This window comes from Dysgonomonas sp. BGC7 (assembly GCF_001261735.1).
Taxonomy (GTDB): domain Bacteria; phylum Bacteroidota; class Bacteroidia; order Bacteroidales; family Dysgonomonadaceae; genus Dysgonomonas.
In genome coordinates this window covers 171455-192322 of record NZ_CVRP01000013.1, presented here as the reverse complement: position 1 = coordinate 192322, position 20868 = coordinate 171455, and the positions used below count along the sequence as shown (strand labels likewise).

General features: G+C 37.7%; 13 protein-coding genes. 5 read left to right on the top strand and 8 right to left on the bottom strand.

All coding sequences use genetic code 11. From position 1 onward, the window contains the following. The first annotated feature begins 2 nt into the window (after nt 1–2). Genes nhaA through BGC7_RS13020 form a run of 3 tightly spaced genes read left to right on the top strand, consistent with a single transcriptional unit; the run spans nt 3 to nt 2767 of the window. Nucleotides 3–1169, top strand: coding sequence for a Na+/H+ antiporter NhaA (gene nhaA, locus BGC7_RS13030; protein WP_050702036.1), 1167 nt, complete (start codon nt 3–5; stop codon nt 1167–1169). A gap of 50 nt (nt 1170–1219) precedes the next feature. After that, nucleotides 1220–2119: an EamA family transporter gene (locus BGC7_RS13025; protein WP_050702035.1), complete on the top strand. Its 900-nt coding sequence runs from the start codon at nt 1220–1222 to the stop codon at nt 2117–2119. Between the two features lie 12 nt (nt 2120–2131). Beyond that, the gene (locus BGC7_RS13020) at nt 2132–2767 is read left to right on the top strand and encodes a DUF3256 family protein (RefSeq protein ID WP_050702034.1); all 636 of its coding nucleotides are present in this window, start codon (nt 2132–2134) and stop codon (nt 2765–2767) included. A 42-nt stretch (nt 2768–2809) separates the two neighbouring features. Here BGC7_RS13020 and BGC7_RS13015 read toward each other — a convergent pair whose 3' ends face one another. From BGC7_RS13015 to BGC7_RS12985, 7 genes are all read right to left on the bottom strand, one after another. Continuing rightward, nucleotides 2810–3577: a peptidase MA family metallohydrolase gene (locus BGC7_RS13015; protein ID WP_050702033.1), complete on the bottom strand. Its 768-nt coding sequence runs from the start codon at nt 3575–3577 to the stop codon at nt 2810–2812. Next, nucleotides 3574–4473, bottom strand: a complete 900-nt coding sequence (locus tag BGC7_RS13010; RefSeq protein ID WP_082206718.1) for a M23 family metallopeptidase — start codon at nt 4471–4473, stop codon at nt 3574–3576. Before BGC7_RS13010 ends, BGC7_RS13015 begins: the two co-directional genes overlap by 4 nt. A gap of 132 nt (nt 4474–4605) precedes the next feature. Next, a complete protein-coding gene (locus tag BGC7_RS13005) occupies nt 4606–6150 on the bottom strand; it encodes a T9SS response regulator signal transducer PorX (protein WP_050702031.1) in 1545 nt (514 codons plus the stop codon). A 136-nt stretch (nt 6151–6286) separates the two neighbouring features. Beyond that, nucleotides 6287–7357: a glycoside hydrolase family 18 protein gene (locus BGC7_RS13000; protein ID WP_050702080.1), complete on the bottom strand. Its 1071-nt coding sequence runs from the start codon at nt 7355–7357 to the stop codon at nt 6287–6289. Between the two features lie 7 nt (nt 7358–7364). Further along, nucleotides 7365–9878 carry a zinc-dependent metalloprotease gene (locus BGC7_RS12995; RefSeq protein WP_050702030.1) on the bottom strand — a complete coding sequence of 838 codons (2514 nt, stop codon included), beginning with the start codon at nt 9876–9878 and terminating at the stop codon, nt 7365–7367. Nucleotides 9879–10024: 146 nt separating this feature from the next. Further along, nucleotides 10025–11485, bottom strand: a complete 1461-nt coding sequence (locus tag BGC7_RS12990) for a tryptophanase (protein WP_050702029.1) — start codon at nt 11483–11485, stop codon at nt 10025–10027. 134 nt (nt 11486–11619) lie between these two features. Beyond that, nucleotides 11620–14334, bottom strand: a complete 2715-nt coding sequence (locus tag BGC7_RS12985) for an outer membrane beta-barrel protein (protein ID WP_050702028.1) — start codon at nt 14332–14334, stop codon at nt 11620–11622. A gap of 163 nt (nt 14335–14497) precedes the next feature. Between BGC7_RS12985 and BGC7_RS12980 the strand changes: the two genes are divergently transcribed. Further along, complete coding sequence (locus tag BGC7_RS12980) at nt 14498–16036, top strand: glycine--tRNA ligase (protein ID WP_050702027.1); 1539 nt, start codon at nt 14498–14500, stop codon at nt 16034–16036. Nucleotides 16037–16054: 18 nt separating this feature from the next. Next, nucleotides 16055–16669 carry an FKBP-type peptidyl-prolyl cis-trans isomerase gene (locus tag BGC7_RS12975; RefSeq protein ID WP_050702026.1) on the top strand — a complete coding sequence of 205 codons (615 nt, stop codon included), beginning with the start codon at nt 16055–16057 and terminating at the stop codon, nt 16667–16669. 137 nt (nt 16670–16806) lie between these two features. On the opposite strand, the gene BGC7_RS12970 is transcribed toward BGC7_RS12975, so the two are convergent. Next, entirely contained in the window at nt 16807–20853 is a 4047-nt protein-coding gene (locus BGC7_RS12970) for a hybrid sensor histidine kinase/response regulator transcription factor (RefSeq protein WP_050702025.1), read from the bottom strand. Nucleotides 20854–20868: the final 15 nt, after the last annotated feature.

Sequence of the window (20868 nt, the reverse complement as noted above, 5' to 3'; positions counted from 1 at the left end):
AGATGAGAATAAATAATATTTTGAGTGGAAGAACTTTGAGAGGCTTTATGGAGAGCGAAAAGTCTGGAGGTCTTACGCTTATTATCTGCACTCTTATATCAATTTTATTGGCGAACTCTTCTATTGGCCAACATTACCTCGGAATATGGGATTTTCATTTGGGTAGTCATTCTATCGCCGAATGGATCAATGACGGGCTGATGGCTATATTCTTCCTTTTGGTCGGACTGGAACTGATTCAGGAAATATATGAGGGAGAGTTGTCGAATGTGAAACGTGCTATGTTACCTATTTCAGGTGCTCTGGGCGGTATGCTCATTCCCGCCGGAATATATATGGTATTAAATTGGGGGACAGATACTCATGCCGGTTTTGGTATTCCTATGGCTACGGATATTGCATTCGCCTTAGGTATTCTGTCTTTGCTTGGCAGCCGAGTTCCTGTTTCTCTCAAGGTATTCCTTACTGCTTTGGCTGTGATAGATGACTTAGGAGCAATTATAATTATTGCTATTTTCTATACCACTTCGCTCGCATGGGCCAATCTGCTTATGGCTTTAGGCATATTTGTCTTGCTGCTGTTACTTAACAAGAAATTCGGAGTGACTAATATGTTTATATACATTGTCAGCGGAATATTTATGTGGTACTTTATGCTTACCTCGGGTGTTCATGCTACTATAGCAGGCGTTTTGCTGGCAATTACTATCCCATTTCGCAAAGGAGACGAAAAAAGTATGTCGAACCGCTGGCAGAAAGCACTACATTATCCTGTCGCTTTCGGGGTATTGCCTCTTTTCGCTTTGGCGAATACAGCGATGGTAATAGAGGGCAGTTGGGATCAGTCGATAGGAGAGCCTTTTGCTTTGGGAATATTACTGGGGCTGATCGTTGGTAAGCCTATCGGAATTACACTTTTCAGCTTTATCTCTGTCAGGTCGGGGTGGTGCTCATTGCCTCGCGGGGTGAAATGGAAAGCCTTACTGGGAGCAGGTATGCTTGGTGGAATAGGCTTTACTATGTCTATATTCATTACGTTATTGGCCTTTAAGGGCGATTTACATTATATTAACGAGTCGAAACTTATGATTCTGCTTGGATCTTTAGCTTCGGGTATCATAGGATATACATGGCTCAATTATGTGTTAAAAGAAAAAGCTAAAAGTTAGATATTTATTGTTTCTCCTTTTTAGTTTTCAAAAATAGAACTTTATCATAAATGTGGTTAGCACTAGCCTTTGTATCAGCATTCTTTTTGGGATGCTATGATATTTGTAAGAAAAAATCGGTACACCAGAATGCTGTAATACCGGTATTGTTTTTCAATACTTTGTTTTGCTCTCTGTTATTGTTGCCTCTGGTTATAGTCTCTAAATTCTTTCCCGATACTCTCGCAGGCACTCTCGGTTATGTACCTTCGGTGTCGTGGGAGACTCATGGATATATTTTCATAAAATCCGTAATCGTTCTTACCTCTTGGATATTTGGTTATTTTGCTGTCAAACATCTACCCCTTACTCTTACCGGGCCAATTAATGCTACTCGCCCTGTACTTACTCTCCTTGGAGCTTTGTTTATTTTTGGCGAACGATTGAATCTGTATCAGTGGATAGGGGTTATTATCACTATTATTTCGTTCTTCCTGTTGTCCCTCTCGGGAAAGAAAGAAGGGATCAGCTTTCATAAAAACAAATGGATATTTTTCATGGCTTTGGCTACCATAGCAGGAGCTATAAGCGGACTTTACGATAAGTTCCTGATGCAACAGTTTAGTCCTACAGCAGTACAATTTTGGTTCAATACGTATCAATGTCTGCTGATGCTTATTGTGTTGATTGTTCTTTGGTATCCTAAGCGGGAAAAGAATACTCCGTTCTCGTGGCGCTGGAGTATTGTTTTGGTCTCGGTATTTCTTACTATCGCCGATTTCGTGTATTTCTATGCGCTTACCGATTCTGACGCAATGATCTCTATTGTCTCCATGGTGCGCCGCAGCAGTGTATTAGTCTCGTTTGCCGGAGGAGTGCTTTTCTTCCATGAAAAAAACTTAAAAGGGAAAGCGATCGACCTCGTTTTGATAATAGTAGCAATGTTTTTCCTATATTTGGGTACAAAATAAAGAATACACAAAATGAAAAGAGTAATACTCATATTATTTATATCAATCGTTGGTTTAACTTCAATATCGGGACAAAACTTGAACGACTTGATATCTTCTATGCCTGATAATATTGTTTTCGGTCTGGATGCCGGAATGAAAGATATGCTTATTGCTAATCCCGAAGATACAGCTAAACTTCCTATCGAAAGAGGAACTTATGGTAGCATAAAGCGGTTGGCTATTTCGGCTGACTATATCTCTCTCCAGACTTCCGATGCAGGAATAACCCAGATAAAGATGCTGCCTCTTATCAACGATTCGAAGATAGTATGTGTGGTTAAGACTGTTTGTGGTGGAATATGCGATAGTCAGGTGCAATTCTATACTACCAAGTGGCTACCTATAAATCAAAAAGACTTATTGCCTGTAATAACAAAGGATTCTTTTATAAAAACGGATGTAGACCGCAATAGCCAATCTTTCGGTAATGCCTATGCAGCATTGGATATGACAGCAATAAAATTATCTATGTCTGCCGATAATACGACGTTAACAGCAAAGTCCGAAATTAAGGGCTATCTGTCAGAAGAAGATTATAAGAAGATAGAGCCATATCTTATAGATGAACCAATCATTTTAAACTGGGATAAGATCTCTTTTAAATAATATTCGTAACGATTTTATTCTTTCACTATAGTCGGCTATATACTAATACTTGTTGATATATTCCATGAAGTCTTTCTCGAAAGAAGAAAAACCTCCCTCGTAGACGATGTCTATAGCTTCTTTACTGTCTTTACCATTCTTTATCTCTCTTATCAAAGAGACAACACTTTTTTCGTCTTTTTGCATAAGATACTGAACAATGCTATAGCCCAATGCGTAGCCATAACTTTCGTGGGAGAAAGACCTTTCATAGAACTTATTCCTATTCCATGATAAGAAATCGTTTAAATCTATATCCCGGAGATCTATCATTGTTTTTACACGAAGAATATATGTCTTCACCACTTGATGGTTAACGGACTTGCCCGGTTTCATGTTCCCGAAGTATACAGCAATCCCTTCATTAAGCCATATAGGGACAGAACCGAAATATGTATTGACAAAAAAATGGCTTAATTCATGATAGCAGGTAGATAGAAATTCTTTTTCATGTTTGTCTTTACAAACAACTGCTTCTTTATTTTTGCTCGAATAAAAGCCCATAGACCTGTGCAGCGTTGTTTTCATCTGCTCTTTCTGATACATTAGGTATGCACTGTAATTTGAGTAGATATTTAATCTTACGTCTGTGGGTTTGATACTACTTTCCGGCAATACCTTATTGTAAAATTCGAGTTGATATGCAATTATTTGCTCTAAGGATGCAGCCTCTTTCTTATTTAATACGCCGTCTGTGTCCTGAATGCTGTATTGTGCATAAAGACTGACACATAAACAATAGAGGAGAAAAGTATAGGTTAGTTTTCTCATTTTTTATCAGCTTCTTTTTCCTTGTTCTTTAGGTACTTCTTTAGCTCTTTTTTACTCATGTCTTGCATCAGCAGCTCTTCGGTTATCTGAGCAATATATGTTGTTTTATTTTCCAATTTTCCATCTCCATTGTTGGCAGAATGAAAAATAGGAACAAGACTGCTATGCTTAAGACCTGTTTCATTGTTTTCTACTCTGTTTTTATCCAGAAAATAAACAGAGAATCGTACTCTTTTCTGTCCTTTTTCATTTGGCTTTACAATAGCAATCGGTTGTCCCATTTTTACATTATCTCCTACAGATACCAATTCTTTCGAGTAATTGGTGTATTCTCCCAGAGAGCCATCATTATGGTAGATCGTTATGCTATTTTTCTGAGATGCGCTCCGAGTTTCAGTATCTGTTAAATCTTTGTCGCAAACCTGTCCACCCCTACAGGCGTAGATTGTATCGCCTGCTTGTTCCAAATTGAAAATAGTCGTGAATCTGGAACCTTTTGCCGGCAAGGACTGAATACTATCTCCATCCTTCACCGGCAGAGTGTAGATAAAATCGGGATTGACTTTACTATCCAGGCTTCCTTTATATATACGGGTAGAATAGTTATATGTGCTTCGCGAGTTTGGATTGCTTTTAGTTAAAGTAGCTATGATCTTTTTTCCTCTGCTCACAGTTTCTCCTTTGGTAATATTTCCTCTTACAGTATAATCCATAAGATCTCTAAACTCAATTTTTACAAAGTAATCGCAGAAGTCCCTGTTCTCGGCAACAATAATAATTTCTCCTTTATTGTTCCTTTCACTCGTAAAAAGAACGCCTCTGGTATGTTGTTGGCTGTATAAAGAATGTGATAATAAAACGAAGGAGAAAATAAATAGTAATAGTCTTATTTTCATAATATAATAATTAAGGTTGATTAGGGATATTCTCAAGCGTTAAGAACAAATATAATATATTTTCTACTACTGTCAAATATTAGAAATTGTAATCATGCGAATATTGTTCTATTGCATGCATTATCTCTTACTTTACTTACCTGTGAGAGTAATAAGAGGGACTATCATTTCTTCGAGAGATATACCTCCATGCTGAAATGTGTCGGCATAATAAGATACATAATAATTGTAGTTGTTAGGGTAGGCGAAAAAGTCATTTCCTGTAGCAAATATATATTTTGTACTCAAATTAGGAGCAGGTAGCCCTACCTTCTCGGGAGAATGTATGTCATATACTTTTTTTCGGTCATATTCAATATTGCGCCCCAGCTTATAGCGGATATTGGAGTTGACCGACTTGTCTGCGATTATTTTTAATGGATTTTTTACCCGTACCGTGCCATGATCGGTGGTGAGAACTATTTTGTAGCCCATACTCTTTGCCTTGCGTAGTATCTCCATTGTGCTCGAGTGCTTGAACCACGAGCGGGTGAGGGAGCGATATGCTGCTTCGTCAGAAGCAAGTTCTCGTATCATCTTCGATTCGGTGCGCGCATGGGAAAGCATATCTACAAAATTGATTACAATGACATTTAATTGTTTATTACTCATTGTGTTCATGTTTTGTATAAGCTTTTCGCCCGAAGATGATGTAAGAAGTTTATGATATGAGAATGTGTACTTTTTCCGATAACGGTCTATTTGAGTTTGCAGAAGTGCTTCTTCATTACTGTTTTTACTTTCTTCCTCTTCTTCCCCGATCCATAAGTCGGGATACATCTTGGCTATTTGCGATGGCATCAAACCTGAGAATATTGCATTGCGCGCATACTGGGTTGCAGTAGGTAATATGCTCAGGAATTCGCTTTCGTTGATAGTAAATTCGTTGGTCAACAGGTCTTTTATCTCCCACCATTGGTCGAGCCGAAAATTGTCGATAAGAATGAAAAAGATTTTTTCTCCCTCATCGAGCATCGGAAATATTTTCTTCGGTAGAATATCAGGACTTATCAACGGTCTGTTTTCAGAAGACTGTATCCATTCTTCATAGTTTTTCTTCACGAATTTGCAAAAAGCATTATTCGCCTCGCTCTTTTGGGAGAGAAGCAACTCCAGCAGGGGGCTGTCAGTTGTTGTAAGTTCTGTTTCCCAGTATATAAGCTTTTTATATATATCAATCCAACCTTCATAATCGAGTTGGTCTCCTATTTGTGTACTTATTTTGCTGAATTCTTCCCGATAGCCTTCCAGTGTGATTTCGGAGACAATATCGTCTTTGTGTAGGTTTTTCTTTAAAGCCAGCAATATCTGATTCGGATTGACAGGCTTTATAAGATAGTCGGCAATTTTTTTACCTATGGCATGAGTCATTATTCCTTCATCTTCGCTCTTGGTAATCATGATGACAGGAGTATTTGCATTCAACTCTTTCAATCGGCTAAGGGTTTCTATCCCTGATAGTCCGGGCATATGCTCATCGAGAAATACGATGTCGAACGGTTGTTCTACAAAACTCTCTATGGCATCTTGACCACTATTGACAGGTGTAACCTCATAACCCTTCTCTTGGAGGAAAAGAATATGAGCCCGTAGTATGTCTATTTCGTCGTCAGCCCAGAGTATCCGTTTTTTCTTCATGTTTACTGTTAATAATTGAGTAAAGAAAAGCCACTTTAACTTTATCTAAAGTGGCTTTTATACTTTTTGCACCTTAGCTTGTATTCAAAAGTACAAACAGATGTGCAATAAGAAGAACGGCATCTGTTAAATTTTATTATTTCAATGTCTGGTTGATTGCATTCAGAAGAAAGCCTTTTGAATCGGAATTGTAGTCCCAAAGGGCAATTCCTCCCAGTTCGTTTGTCAGAGCATACAGGCTTTTTGCTTTAGCCGACTCTTCATCATCATAGGTAACGAAGATACCTTTATAGAAGTTAAAGAGGTAAGGAGCCTGAGCTGCATCGTCCCAATATCTGTAATATTCGAGTTTGTTTACCAAACTATCTTTTATTGTGGAGTAGTCTTTTACCTCTAGTTGTTTGGCAAGAGCATCTCCAAGCCCTTTGTCCCAACCTTTCTTCAATTCATAGAAACGTCCGTAAGATGCAACCGACAGAGTTAGTTTTCCGGCAGGAACGCCTGCTTCTATATACGCTTGAATAGATTTGCTTACACTTTCCGAAGGGCTGTATTTATCGGCCGGGCTAAGATTGGTGTGATGCGCAGCTTTGTCACCTGACTGAAAGTCATATGTTCTTACATTCACATAGTTAAGATATTCCTGTGCTTTTGCAATATCTGTGTTGGCAATAAGCTCTTCCCGTCCTTCTACACTAGCTGTCAATAAGTATTTTCTATCTGCTTCTTTTTCTAAAGCATCCAATTCTGCTCTAATTGCTGCGTATGTCGAAGAATATTGTCCGTCTATGTCTATTCCGTCCAAATCATATCTTTTTAGGATTTCTACAGTCGATTTCACAAAAGTTTGCTGACCTTCTGCTGTTAGTGCGATTGCTGGTTCTTTCTGCTCAAGAGGAGAATTCCCGATAGAAATGAGAATTTTTAGATTCGGGTTTTGTTCTTTTAGACCTGTCAGTGCTTTTATATTTTCACTATCTACCGCCTTATTTGCTAAAGTAGCTTTATCTGCTTCTATTTTAGCAGAAACATAATTTATAAATGTTACCTTATTTGCTGCAATTCGGGTAATATCTATTGCTCCATTATGACCAGTTAAATATGCTATAATGACTGGCCCTTTTGTTTCTTCTTCATTCTTTTTCCCTGTGCAGGAGGCTAATACAGCCAATAGTAGTGTGATTGAAATAAAAAATATCTTTTTCATATTCATATTATTTGTTGGTATTCAGCGCTTTTTCGATTTGTGCCGATAAATCCTGTAAGTGACTACGTTTTATACCTGAAGATGAGGTTATCGCATTGCGTAGACTTTGACGCAAATCTGTTAGCTGTGTACGGGCTATAGCCATAGCGTCAGATGCCGATGCAAAAGGGTTTGTTTGCAGAGTCTTATCATCTGTGATCTTTATAAGGGCATTTACATAATTCTTTTGTAGGTTTCGGCGATATATGTCAATGTTTTTTCCATTTGTTAGTTCTCCCCATATACCTTTTTTTAGATCGGTAAACATATCGTTAGCGGTATAGGCTGTTGTCCCGTTATAGGCCTCGTCACGAAGCATCTTGTCGATAGTATTTTTACTTATCAATCTGTCTATAACTCTTTTTTGTGCACTACCTATCGAAGATACAGGGTCTATCAACGCTTTTCCTATCAGGGCTTTATCTATCAGCCATTCAGGAGTTGCGAAAAGCTGGTCGCTCAGAAATAGCATAGCTTCTTTTTGAGTAGCTTTTGGTACAAATTCCAATGCGTTTTTATTTTCTTCACGGGTTACAGGTGTTCTGTATATTCCTGCTACGTTTTTTGATACATGCCCCATGTAGCGACTATATTGGTTTACTACTTCATTATATATTGTCCGGGCATTCTCATATCCTTTATTTGGTTCTTGAGTCCAGTCGAATATTTGAGGAATTATACGTTTCAGATTTTTTATACCGTAAGAACTTGCCAACATGGCATTGTCTCCAAGATCTTCGCTTTGATTGCGAGGGTCGTCAGGGTCTGTCTCAGTACCGAAAGTGTAACGTTTATCCGATTGTAATTTTTCTATAATAGTCTTATTCGAGAAAGGAACTTCATCTTCTGCTGTTGCAAATTGTGGAAGATATCTGTAGCCCCATTCTATCGACCATTCATCGTAAATGCCAATACGAGGGAATAGTCCTTTTTCCGAAATGTTGTCTTCGGGTTGTGCTACATAGTTGAAGCGTGCATAATCCATTATTGACGGGGTATGTCCATTTGCCTCTACCCATTCTTTGTCTCTCAAATTTTCGACAGGTACTGTTGCTGACGAGCCGAAATTATGACGCAGGCCTAATGTATGTCCTACTTCGTGCGACGAGACGAAACGGATGAGCTGTCCCATAAGTTCATCGTCGAATTGCATTTTTTGTGCACGTTTGTCTACATTCCCGGCTTGTATCAGATACCAGTTGCGAAGTAATGACATAACATTGTGATACCAGTTGATATGTGTTTCTATTATTTCTCCGCTGCGTGGATCATGTACATGAGGCCCACTGGCATTTGGTATATCCGAAGGCTTATACACGATTGCCGAATGGCGTGCATCTTCGAGGCTCCATGTAGAATCTTTTGGAGCTTCGAGTCCTATAATGGCATTTTTAAATCCTGCTTTTTTGAACGCTTCCTGCCAATCGTTTACTCCTGCCATAAGATACGGAACCCATTTCTTAGGAGTAGCAGGGTCTATATAAAATACGATTGGCTTTTTAGGCTCAACTAATTCTCCGTTCAGATATTTTTGCAGATCTTCTTCTTTAGGCTCCAATCTCCAGCGGGTTATGTTCGATTTGTATTCTATCCCCTGCGGATTTGAATCGAAGTCTGTGTAGCGAACAGCAAAATATGCAACACGTGGATCGAAAAGGCGTGGCTTCATTGGCTCTTTTGGTAGTAAGACCAGAGAACTATTCAGTTCGTATGTCATAGGGTCGTTGGGAAAGGTTGCCGCCGATTGTGGAGGAAATCCCATTGGAGGAGCCTGTGCGTAAGTTTTTGTTGTTTTTATCTCTATGTTTATAGGAAACGCTTTTATTGTATCTATATAACTTCTATCAGCGAAATAGTTTCCAATACCTCTTCCTTTTTTCATATATGTATCGAAGAAAAAGATATTGTTGTCTCCGTTTATAAAGTCGGTGATATCTATTACGGTATTTTGGTTTTTACTTACAGAGTCTTTCTTTTGAGTCTGGATAGGAAATGCCGCAACAATAGGTTGCATATTCGAATTCTTAACAGAAAGGTACATTCCTAATGTGTCTTTAGCCTGTTCCATGTAAGAAATGTTGCGGATAAAGATTTTATTGTTAGGCCCTTTCTCAAATTTTATTACGTTCTCGCCTATTTGGTCGCCCGGATAGCCCACTAGCGATTTATACCTGTTGACCGGCGCTTTTGATATTCTGTTAACAACAAGTATGTCCCGCCCCATAATCGAGTCTGGAATCTCAAAGTAGTATTTATCTTTCACTTTGTGTACAGAAAAGAAACCAAGAGAAGTTTTAGCTTCTTTTGTTATTATCTCACTGTATTTTTTTACACTTGTTGTCTCTGGTTTTTTAACTGGTGAGGCGACGGCTTCTTTCTTTTCTTCTTTCTTCCTTTTTTTGAATGGATTTCTTATCTGTGCATCGCTGCTAACGATTCCTAGAATGAGGAAAATGATAAGAATAAGATTTTTCTTTAGCATAGCTGGGTCTTCTTTTTAGGTAAATGGAAAATTTTAGCCTTACAAAGCTAGAAAAATAAAAGAATAAATGCCTTAAATCTATGTCAAATGTTAAAAAAAAGCATGGACTATTATAGTTCATGCTTTTAGTTCTTTTTCTGAGTCAATTAGAGACTGTCTCCAAAGTCCTCTCTGAACTTGGTCATTAATTTCTGAGGCCAATCACTCACTGGTTCTAATCCTCCCATGAAGAAGCGCAAAACAGGAGGTTCGTATACGAATTTGAGCCCGCCTATAAGATGGCGGTTTTCGTAGAGCCAAGTCATACGGTCTTCTACGTATTTTATCTGAGAAAGAGTAAATACCCGTCGTGGTACTGCCAAACGTAGGAGCTCCATATCAGCATAAGTTTCGTTTCCGTATTCGTCTCTTTGATTCGATACAGACCCGCGCTCCATACCTCTTACTCCTGAAATGAGGAAAAATGCAGCAGCTAGTGAGCCTGCCGGATATTCTTTCTGGGATATGTGAGAGCATATCTCCATTGCATTAACATGACATCCTAATACTCCAGCCGGAGTAACTACCGGTATGCCTTTGTTATCGAGTGCATCTACAAGATATTTAATATATTGAGGACTTTGACATATCATAGTTTCGTCGAGCGTTTCATATAGTCCTACAGCAATAGCTTCTATTTCTCGCACCGACATTCCTCCGTACGTTAAGAATCCTTCGAAGAGAGGTACTAGAGGTTCTAACTCTTTAAGTATAGCATGGTCGTTTGTACAGATACCTCCTCCTCTCGAAGAGCTCAACTTACGGGCAGAGAAATATACTAAGTCGGCTAAGTCTGTCATGGCTAATATTATTTCAGCCATCGAACTATTTTTAAACTCTTCTTCTCTTTGCTTGATAAGCCATGCATTTTCTCCTAAAAGACTTGCATCTAAAACTAGCCGTATTTTATATTTGTCGGCAATTGCGCGTACATCACGAAGGTTTTCCATAGAGAATGGTTGCCCTCCTATAAGATTGGTAGAGGCTTCCATACGGATATAGGGAATGTTAGAGGCTCCATGTTTTGTGATACATTGTTCCAGTTTCTCTATATTCATATTTCCTTTGAATGGATGCTTACTCTTGATAACATAAGCTTCATCATACAACAGCTCCTCTATTTTACCTCCATACTGAGTTATGTGCGCCATTGCTGTTGTGAAGTGGTAGTTCATGGGCACAATACTACCTTTGCGTATGTATGCGTTTGATATAATATTCTCGGCCGCACGCCCTTGATGTACAGGAAGAAGGTACTTTTTTCCCAAAACCTCTTCTACAGCCTTTTGATATCTTACAAAACTTTGCGAACCAGCATAGGCATCGTCGGCTATCATCATTGCCCCCATTTGTCTATCGCTTAATGCATTGGTTCCGCTGTCGGTGAGCATATCCAGAAATACGTCTTTGGTGTCGAGCCTGAAGGTATTGAATCCTGCTTCGTACAGGGCTTCTAATCTGCGCTCGATAGGAACTAAATGTAATTTTTGTACTACGCGCACTTTGTGCAGTTCCAATGGAATGTTTTCTCCATTGTAAAATTTAATTTTCGTGGAATTTTCTGACATGATATTAGTTTATAAATGGTATATGATTAGAATATTAGGTTAATGTTGCGCAATTTATAAATAAATATTCAATGTGCAAGGAGAATGTCGATTATTGATTCGCTTATGTGTTTTAAAGGCTCGATTTCTGTCTTTTAGTAATATTCTTCTTCGTAATATTCATCATCAGAAGTGTCCTTCTTGCCTTTACTTTTTATGAAATTGAATTTATATGAGAAACTTATCATGAAATATTGGTTCACAGTATTGGATCGGGAATCGGACATTTCACTTCCGGTTACTATACGGGTAATATTATTCCTGTCGTTTAGTATATCAAAGAACTGCGCTTTTAGAGTTGCTTTTTTCTTCTTTAAGAATTGTTTTGAAATAGATGCATTCCAAAGCACTTCGCTACTCTTAAAATCGTCTTCGTAGCCTGTATAATATGAGAAGCTTAATGAACTTTGTATCGAAAAATCGAAAGGAAGTTTCAATAATGCAAAGTGATAAAGATTGTAGTTGGTGGTGTTTCGGTCTTGTATGCTGCTCAGGTTGTTGCGTACCATGCTGTATGTTAGCCCTGCCCGCAGACTGGTTTCAAATTTAGAAGATTTAAATTTGGCTGTTAACTGTTCATTAAGTACTATGTTGTGAGTTATTGCTTTTTGTCCGTTCGTATATCCAATATTTTTATAATAATTCGAATAAGTAGTATTATTTATCGTGAATTTTTTGTTTCGTAAAGGAGTATCAAACATGAAATTGATATTGGCTCCCATGTTTCCATTTATGTTTCTGTATGTTTCGTCTCTGTTGTTGAGGCTGTCTATCAGGATATAGTCTACAATATTGTTGAATGTATAATTGAATCCGGCCGAAACCATAAGAAACCGTCCTGTTTCATAATTAGATTTCTGATAGTAAAGATTCATGTTATTCCTATAGCTTGGTTTTAGATTGGGATTTCCGTAACGTTTCGATAAAGCACTTACGATAACCGTATCGGCAGACAACTGACTGATGCTGGGCTGGCTTGTAGAACCGGAATAACTGAAGTCGAAGCTACTATTGTCGTTTGGCATGTATGTAAAGTTGATACTTGGAGAGAAATTGACTACATTCTGAGATAATTTCTCTATAATCGAGTCTTGAAAATTAACTTTACTTTTCGAATTCGAAGGGTCGATGCTAACGCCTATTGTATATCTGTATTTTTCTTTTTCAGCCTGAAAATTAAGACTGATATTCTGGTTAATAAAATCGTTTTTTGTTTTTCGGGTATATGCTGTATCTATAATATTATAGTTACCTGAAGCGTCTTTTTTACGTACATCGCGGATGCGTTCCGAACCATTCCGGTTATATGAATATATTAACTGTAATTTGTAATCTTTGCCCAAAGGCTCCACATAAGACATGGATATATTATAACTGTTCGATTTGTTATTCGTTCCTGTCAGTTGATCTATCTCTTTGTTGGGATTAGAGCCTGTATACTGGGTAAAAGAATAATTTGTTCCATCGGCATCATCCTTTCGTAGAGAATTGTTGAAAGTGAGGCTGATAGTTCTGCCCTTGTTGTTGAGTTTTCTCCCTATTGTCAGGTAGTTGTTGACATTGTATCCGTCACCTTTATTCTGAGTAATAGAATGTCCGGAGGTTGTATCTTTTTCGGCAACGAAAGATAGGTTCTCCGATTTGTTTATACTTTCAGTATTATTCAGACTTACATACGAACGGGCGAAAACGGTAGTTAACGAATCGGGTTTCCATTGCAGGTTTATACCCATATTGAAGTTTTCCCGCATATTTGAAGAAGAACTGTTTTGTTTCGAGAATCTATCTCCTGAAGAAAGAAATGTTTGTGTGTTTGTTTTGGTTTCCATTAAATTCTCATTTCTGGAATACCTTATGTTTCCTCCTATTTTTAGTTTTTCTGATGCCTGGAAATATGTGTTTGCCCCAACATTTTTGTTTTTATCTATACCGGTATCCATAGACATCCCTCCGGGGTAGTCATTGTCACTAACATTATCGATATCTCCCACAACGGAGATCTGATTGCCGTTTCGCATGTAATTGATTAGGGCTTTATGTGCATATTTATTGTCGCTGCCAAAACCCGCTTTTATGTCTCCGAATATGCTTTGTTTCAATTCTTCCTTTACTACAAGGTTAAGTACCTGTTCAGGTTCTTTATCTTTAAATCCAGTGATCTGTGCAGTCTCCGAATCTTGCTTGTAGAGCTGTAGCTTCTTTATCATATTGGCAGGCAAATTGGCCAATGCCATTGGTATGTCGTTGCCAAAAAACTCTTTCCCGTCTACAAGTATTTTCTGTACCGGTTTTCCATTCGCGGTAATGTTTCCATTATTGTCTATCTCTATACCCGGAATATTCTTTACCATATCTTGTAGCATATCGCTTTCTTGCGAACTGTATGCCCCTGCATTGTACTCTATGGTGTCTCCTTTTACGACTATATCCGGTATTTTGGCCTCTATTACCATCTCGCCCAGTGCGATAGAATTTTCTTCTAAGAAAATGTCTCCAAATTTGTAAATAGGTTCTATGTTTGAGATGTTAAAGTCCCGTAAAAATGACTTATATCCTATAAAAGATATGTCGATGATGTAGTTTCCTGCTGATAGAGGTATATTAAATCGCCCTTTAGTGTCGGTGGCAACAGCTTGTATCTGTATGCTGTCTTGTTGAGTTATTATACGTACAGTGGCATAGGGTATCGTTTCTTTTGTATTTACATCATATACATAGCCTTGAGCATACCCCTTGATGCCTTTGTCGCTGGTTTGGGCTGTAGCGGAAAGGCAGAATGCTATAAGTAATAATGTATACAAATACCTCATCAGAGTATTTTATTTTGAGTTAGCGAAGATAGCTTTTTTTATATAGAGTATAAAATATGCCAAATTCGTCAAAGTTAGCCTCCTTTTTTATCAAAAAAAAGTGTTTACTTTGTGCAACTTATTCAATTTCATATAAAAGAACGTAAAAAAGAGTCAAAGGTATATGTCAGAAGATGTTTTTAAAAAAATAGTTTCGCATTGTAAAGAGTATGGTTTTGTATTCCAGTCCAGTGAAATATATGATGGCCTTAGTGCTGTATATGACTATGGGCAAATGGGTGTGGAATTAAAAAACAATATTAAGAAATACTGGTGGGACAGTATGGTACTGCTACACGAAAATGTAGTAGGGATAGACTCTGCAATTTTTATGCATCCTACTATTTGGAAAGCATCGGGACATGTGGATGCGTTTAACGACCCTTTGATTGACAATAAAGACAGTAAAAAACGCTATCGTGCCGATGTGCTTATCGAAGATCACATGGCTAAAATAGACGATAAGATAAACAAAGAAGTAGAAAAAGCGGCTAAACGTTTTGGCGAAAGTTTCGATGAAGCAATGTTTCGTCAGACTAATCCTCGTATTCTCGAAAATCAGGCGAAGCGCAATGAGGTTCACACTCGTTTTGCAAAAGCCTTAAATGACAATAATCTGGATGAACTTCGTCAGATTATTGTAGACTGCGAGATTGTAGATCCGATTAGCGGTACACGTAATTGGACAGATGTGCGTCAGTTTAACCTTATGTTTTCTACCGAAATGGGTTCTACTGCCGATGGAGCCATGAAAGTATATCTGCGTCCTGAGACAGCACAGGGGATTTTTGTTAATTTCCTGAATGTGCAAAAAACAGGACGTATGAAGATTCCTTTCGGTATTGCACAGATTGGTAAGGCTTTTCGTAACGAAATTGTTGCTCGCCAGTTTATTTTCCGTATGCGTGAATTCGAACAAATGGAGATGCAGTTCTTCGTTCGTCCCGGAGAAGAACTTGAGTGGTTTGCAAAATGGAAAGATATTCGTATGAAGTGGCACAAGGCTCTTGGCTTTGGCGATCATAAGTATCGTTTTCACGATCATGATAAACTTGCTCACTATGCAAATGCAGCTACTGATGTGGAATTTGAGATGCCATTCGGCTTTAAAGAAGTGGAAGGTATTCATTCCCGCACCGATTTTGACTTGAGCAGTCATGAGAAATTCTCAGGTAAAAAAATACAATATTTCGATCCCGAACTCAATAAATCATATACTCCTTACGTTATAGAAACGTCTATAGGGGTAGACCGTATGTTCTTGTCTACAATGTCTGCTGCATATTGCGAAGAAGAGGTAGAAGGAGGCGAAACACGTGTGGTATTGAAATTGCCGGCAGCACTGGCTCCAATCAAGTTAGGTGTTCTTCCGTTGATAAAGAAAGATGGTTTACCGGAAAAGGCTCAGGAAATAATTGACAATCTGAAGTTCGACTTCAAATGTCAGTACGATGAAAAAGACAGTATCGGTAAACGTTATCGTCGTCAGGATGCCATTGGCACACCATACTGTGTAACTGTAGATCATCAGACATTGGAGGACAATACTGTAACAATACGTTATCGTGATACTATGGAGCAGGAGCGTGTGGCTATAGACAAACTAGCTGGTATAATATCAGATAAAGTAAGTATGAAAAATCTTTTGAAAACAATAGTATAATATATTCGAAGCTAAAATATGAATAAAAAATTATTAGGAATATTGGTTTTGCTTTGTTCGTTTGTTTCTTTCTATTCTTGTGTAGGAGATGATGACACTACTGGGATAGATGAGGAATGGAAAGCTTACAATGAAAAAATAGTTACTGAAGTAGCTGCTAAGACCAGTGAATACACACCACGAAAGTCACTATCCGATAATGGAATTATGTATTGGAAATACACTGATGTGATAGGGAAAAGCTCTAAGTCGACTAAGATTACGCAGGATCAGTATCCGGAGGTGACTGATAGCGTTGTTTGTCGCTATATAGGTTGGTACTTGGATTATAACGGAAAGAAGATAGAGTTCGATTCTACAGAAGGGGATAATAACGATCAGGCAGGAAGAGGCTTTCGTATCAATACTTTGGCTCAAGGCGGAGTTATGGGATGGGTAGATATGCTTCAGTATATGAAAGTAGGACACGAAGTTGAAGTTTGTATTCCACAAGAGTTGGGTTATGGATCATCTGCACAATACAACTCGTCCGGTTATATTACAATACCTGCTTATACTACTTTGTGGTTTGATATTAAATTATTGAAAATTATTCCAGCCAATCAAAAGGAAGAAGTTGTTGCCACAAATTAAGTGTCGAAACAAAATATAAAGTAGGGTAGGGAAACCCTTTGGTAGCCGGAAGATTTATCTTCCGGCTATTTTATTTGATACTGGTCAACAAGGCTGTTATATTAGTTCAATGACAATTCTTTGTTTGTAGGGATTTATCATTCGTCATCTTCTTCATTTTCGCTTGTATATTGAGGATCTTTATTCTTCTTCCATTGCATAGGCGAAACATTGTAGAAAGTTTTGAACGTTTTTCTAAAGTATTTTGCAGTAGAGAATCCCAAACTATATGCAATATCTGATATATTCATATTCGGTGCATTCTCAAGAAGATAGCAGGCTTCTTTTAGTTTTATGTTGAGAGTGAACTCATTAGGAGTCATACCCGATATTTCTTTCAACTGAGAATATAACTTTGTGCGGCTTAACCCTAATTCAGCAGCCAGAGTGTTCATGTCAAATTTAGGGTTGTCGAAGTTGTCCTTAACTATTTTTGTGGCTTTATCTATAAACTCTTGTTCATATTCTGTGAGTATGTTGGGGGTTACTACAAGTCGATTTTCTTTAGTAACACTCTGATAGAAAAGTTTTCTATTTCTAATAAGGCTATAGCATCGAGATAGCAGGACTTCTATATTGAATGGTTTGGTCACATAATCGTCTGCTCCGTACATATATCCTTCAATTGTTTGATTGGTAGAGGTCTGTGCCGTAAGTAGTAAGACCGGTATGTGAGATACATGAATATTATTCTTTATTTTGTAGCACATTTCTTTGCCGGACATTTCGGGCATCATTACATCACTTACAATAAGATCGGGCTGTATCTCCAAAGCCGTTTCAAAACCTATTTTACCATTAGAGGCAGTATAAACACAATATTTATCGGAAAAAGCATCAACAAGTAATTCCATAACATCATTACTGTCCTCCACTATCAGTACCGAAGGTTTACGCGGATCGTCATTTGTGCTAAATACTGGTTTTGGATCCAGATCGGCGAATTGTGTTTCCGGCGAATCGTCCAACACATATTTATCCTGATTGCTTATCAGTTCTTCCTCGATGAAATGTTTATTTCCTAGCAAAAGTTGTGTTTCGAAGATACTACCTTTGTTGCTTGCGCTTGTTACATTGATTATACCCTTATGACTTTCTACGATCTGTTTGGTCAGAGCCAAGCCTATGCCTGTGCCAAGACTAAACTTAGAAGACCGATATTCTACCTGATAGAATCGTTCAAATATTTTAGATAAGTCTTCAGTAGATATTCCTATTCCATTGTCTTCCACTTGAACGGATACATACTCATCTTTTAAGCTTATTCGTAAAATGACTTCTCCTCCCGCCTGAGTATATTTAAATGCATTTGATAAAAGGTTATAGATAGCCTTATGATATTGTACAGGGTCTATAAAGACCGCTATTGATTTCTCTTCACATTCAAACTTATATGATATATTAAGTTGTTGTGCATACTCGGTGAACGACTCATATATTTCTTTGATATATTCTACAAGATCTACCTCTGTTGCTTTAAGCTTGATATATCCTAGTTCCTGTTTCCGAAAATCAAGGAGTTCGGAAATGAGGTTTCTCATGTGTGTAGCATTTTTGTACACTTTCGATATCTTATTATGCAGCTCTGTATCCAGACTTTCTTCTTTTAAAGCCATTTCTGTTTGACCTATGATCAGGGTTAGCGGAGTTCTTAATTCATGTGATATATTGGTAAAGAAGCTGAGTTTTGCCTGATTCAACTTTTCTATCTGTTCTTTTTCGCGGCGTTCCATTTCCAAAGCGGAATTGAGGCGTGATCTCCATATCGAAAATTTGACAATGGCTATCATAGAAAGTATAAATAATACGCAGTACAACATAAAGGCAAGAGTACTCGCATATATAGGAGGTGAGATGTTTATATCAAGGCTGCACATCTTTCCTTCATTACCCTTGTTGGCTTCTCTTACTAGCAGCTTGTACTTTCCGGGATTAATATTCGTATATATCAGAGTGTTCGATGTGGTAAGATTCCATTCTCTGTCGAAGCCCTCCAATTTATATTCATATTGCTGTATTGTTTGATATATGTAGTTGGATGAGGCAAACTCGAGCATTATATTGTTTTGGTTATGTTTGAGCTCGATAAGAGGTGCGCTGGATATTGTTTCTTTCAATATGTTAGAGTTATCGTCGGGAGAGATCAGTTTGTTGTTGATAAACAACTTGTCGAAGTAAAGGTTATATTTACTTGATGTTATGTTTTTTAAATCAGGCTCAAAAACAGATACCAGACCATTTACTCCTCCTATGAATATTTCATGATCTTTGGTTATAAAAGAGCTCGAACCCTGAAAAAAGCCTGTGATAGGAAAGTTGGAGGACGACTCGAAGATAATCTTTCCTTTACCCTGCGGATCTAATACCGTAATAGCACTATTGCTGAGTATGATCAGGTTTCCGGCTGAAGTCTCGGCTATATGATAGCAAAAGTCGCTTACAAGGCTTTTCTTATCTTTAGTATAGGTTTCAAAGTCATTAGTTTCGGGACGGTATTTAAATAATCCAGAACCTGTAGTTCCAAAATATAAATCTCCTTTATCTGTCTCTAATATCGATGTTATGCGAAATTTACCTATCGAATTCGGATTATCTTTGTTGTATGTGTAATCTTCATGTTTTTTCGTCTTTAAGTTTATATATCGCAATCTGTTGGATAATGATATCCAAAGCCGATCTTTACTATCGATATAAAATGCATATATGAAATCCTTTTTTATTATATCCTTTATTGTTGGGTCATCGCTCATTGAATAGAATTTTTCATTTTCTATATCCATTCTCATGAGATTGAGCGATGTAAGTACATATAGATCTCCTTTGTAATATTGCATGTCACGAATACTGTTCGAAGACAATGAGTAAGGATTCTGTTTGTCGGAGGTAAGGGTTCTGTATTTTTTTGTAGTAGTATCAAATATCACTAACCCTCCGTTGTGCAATCCTATGTATAGTTTGTTTTGATGGTACCAGATACTTTTCAGATTGTTTTTTGATGTCGACTCATAATTATATTCATCGTACATATAATGAGAAAATTGTCTGGTAGCAAGATTCAGACAGTTGAGGCCTCCCCCTTCTGTACAAATCCAGAGATTACCCGCATCATCTTCTGCCATCTTCCCGATAAAAGGATAGCTCAGGTGGTTCTGACTGGAGTGATTTGCATTGTAGAATCTGAATTTATCCATGTCGGTATTGAAGTAGTTTACTCCCCCGAAATATGTTCCCGCCCACATTGTCCCCTGGGTGTCTTCATATAAAGAGAATATAGATGTGTGGCTTATGCTGTGAGGAATATTATCGACATGGATATAAGCATGCCATTCTTGAATTACAGGATCGTAGCGGTTTAGTCCAAAGAATGTGCCTATCCACATTTTTCCCGAACGGTCTTCTACGATCGTGCGTATTTGATTATTGGAAAGAGATTGCTGCCCTACCATATGTGTATAGTGCGCCAATTGCTGAGCATTTTTGCTTAAAAGAAAAACACCATCGTTAGCAGTTCCTACCCATATGTTTTGTTTGCTGTCTTCGTATATTGTAGTAACGAAAGTATTATCTAATACCTTACGTCTGTTCTGATAATTGTTTGAATACAATATTGTAATACCGCTATCCGCCCCAAGCCATATAGCACCATCATTGTCTATGTACATATATGTTATACGGCCTGTAGATTTCTCCAGTTTACAATACTCTCTTATTTCACCATTTATGTATTGATATATTGCAGAATCTGTGACATACCATAAAATATTGTCTTTGTAAAAAAGAGCTCTGGTATTCCCTTGTCTTATAGTTTCAAATTTCTGTTTCGAGAGATTATACTTCACAAGATCATAATCTGCCTTTATATATATATTCCCTTTCTTGTCGCCACAAATAGCATATATGATATTTTGTGTCAGTCCTGTGTCCTTAGACGAAGAGGTAAAGCTTTCGGTATCTTTGCCATTGTATCGGCATATGCCTTCTACTGTTCCAAACCACATGGCTCCGGTTTCATCCTGATAAATAGATAGTACATTTATTTGAGGCAATCCGTCTTTATTACCCAAGTGATTAAAATATATATTATCTGCATATGCACTCGCATATACGGATGTGATAATGAAGAAGAGGACTAAAAAATGTTTCATTGGAAAGTCTTTTAT

Excerpts from the sequence above, each read along its gene's own strand:
- nhaA (WP_050702036.1), top strand. The coding sequence starts at position 3 with ATGAGAATAAATAATATTTTGAGTGGAAGAACTTTGAGAGGCTTTATG.
- BGC7_RS13025 (WP_050702035.1), top strand. The coding sequence starts at position 1,220 with ATGTGGTTAGCACTAGCCTTTGTATCAGCATTCTTTTTGGGATGCTAT.
- BGC7_RS13020 (WP_050702034.1), top strand. The coding sequence starts at position 2,132 with ATGAAAAGAGTAATACTCATATTATTTATATCAATCGTTGGTTTAACT.
- BGC7_RS13015 (WP_050702033.1), bottom strand. The coding sequence starts at position 3,577 with ATGAGAAAACTAACCTATACTTTTCTCCTCTATTGTTTATGTGTCAGT.
- BGC7_RS13010 (WP_082206718.1), bottom strand. The coding sequence starts at position 4,473 with ATGAAAATAAGACTATTACTATTTATTTTCTCCTTCGTTTTATTATCA.
- BGC7_RS13005 (WP_050702031.1), bottom strand. The coding sequence starts at position 6,150 with ATGAAGAAAAAACGGATACTCTGGGCTGACGACGAAATAGACATACTA.
- BGC7_RS13000 (WP_050702080.1), bottom strand. The coding sequence starts at position 7,357 with ATGAAAAAGATATTTTTTATTTCAATCACACTACTATTGGCTGTATTA.
- BGC7_RS12995 (WP_050702030.1), bottom strand. The coding sequence starts at position 9,878 with ATGCTAAAGAAAAATCTTATTCTTATCATTTTCCTCATTCTAGGAATC.
- BGC7_RS12990 (WP_050702029.1), bottom strand. The coding sequence starts at position 11,485 with ATGTCAGAAAATTCCACGAAAATTAAATTTTACAATGGAGAAAACATT.
- BGC7_RS12985 (WP_050702028.1), bottom strand. The coding sequence starts at position 14,334 with ATGAGGTATTTGTATACATTATTACTTATAGCATTCTGCCTTTCCGCT.
- BGC7_RS12980 (WP_050702027.1), top strand. The coding sequence starts at position 14,498 with ATGTCAGAAGATGTTTTTAAAAAAATAGTTTCGCATTGTAAAGAGTAT.
- BGC7_RS12975 (WP_050702026.1), top strand. The coding sequence starts at position 16,055 with ATGAATAAAAAATTATTAGGAATATTGGTTTTGCTTTGTTCGTTTGTT.
- BGC7_RS12970 (WP_050702025.1), bottom strand. The coding sequence starts at position 20,853 with ATGAAACATTTTTTAGTCCTCTTCTTCATTATCACATCCGTATATGCG.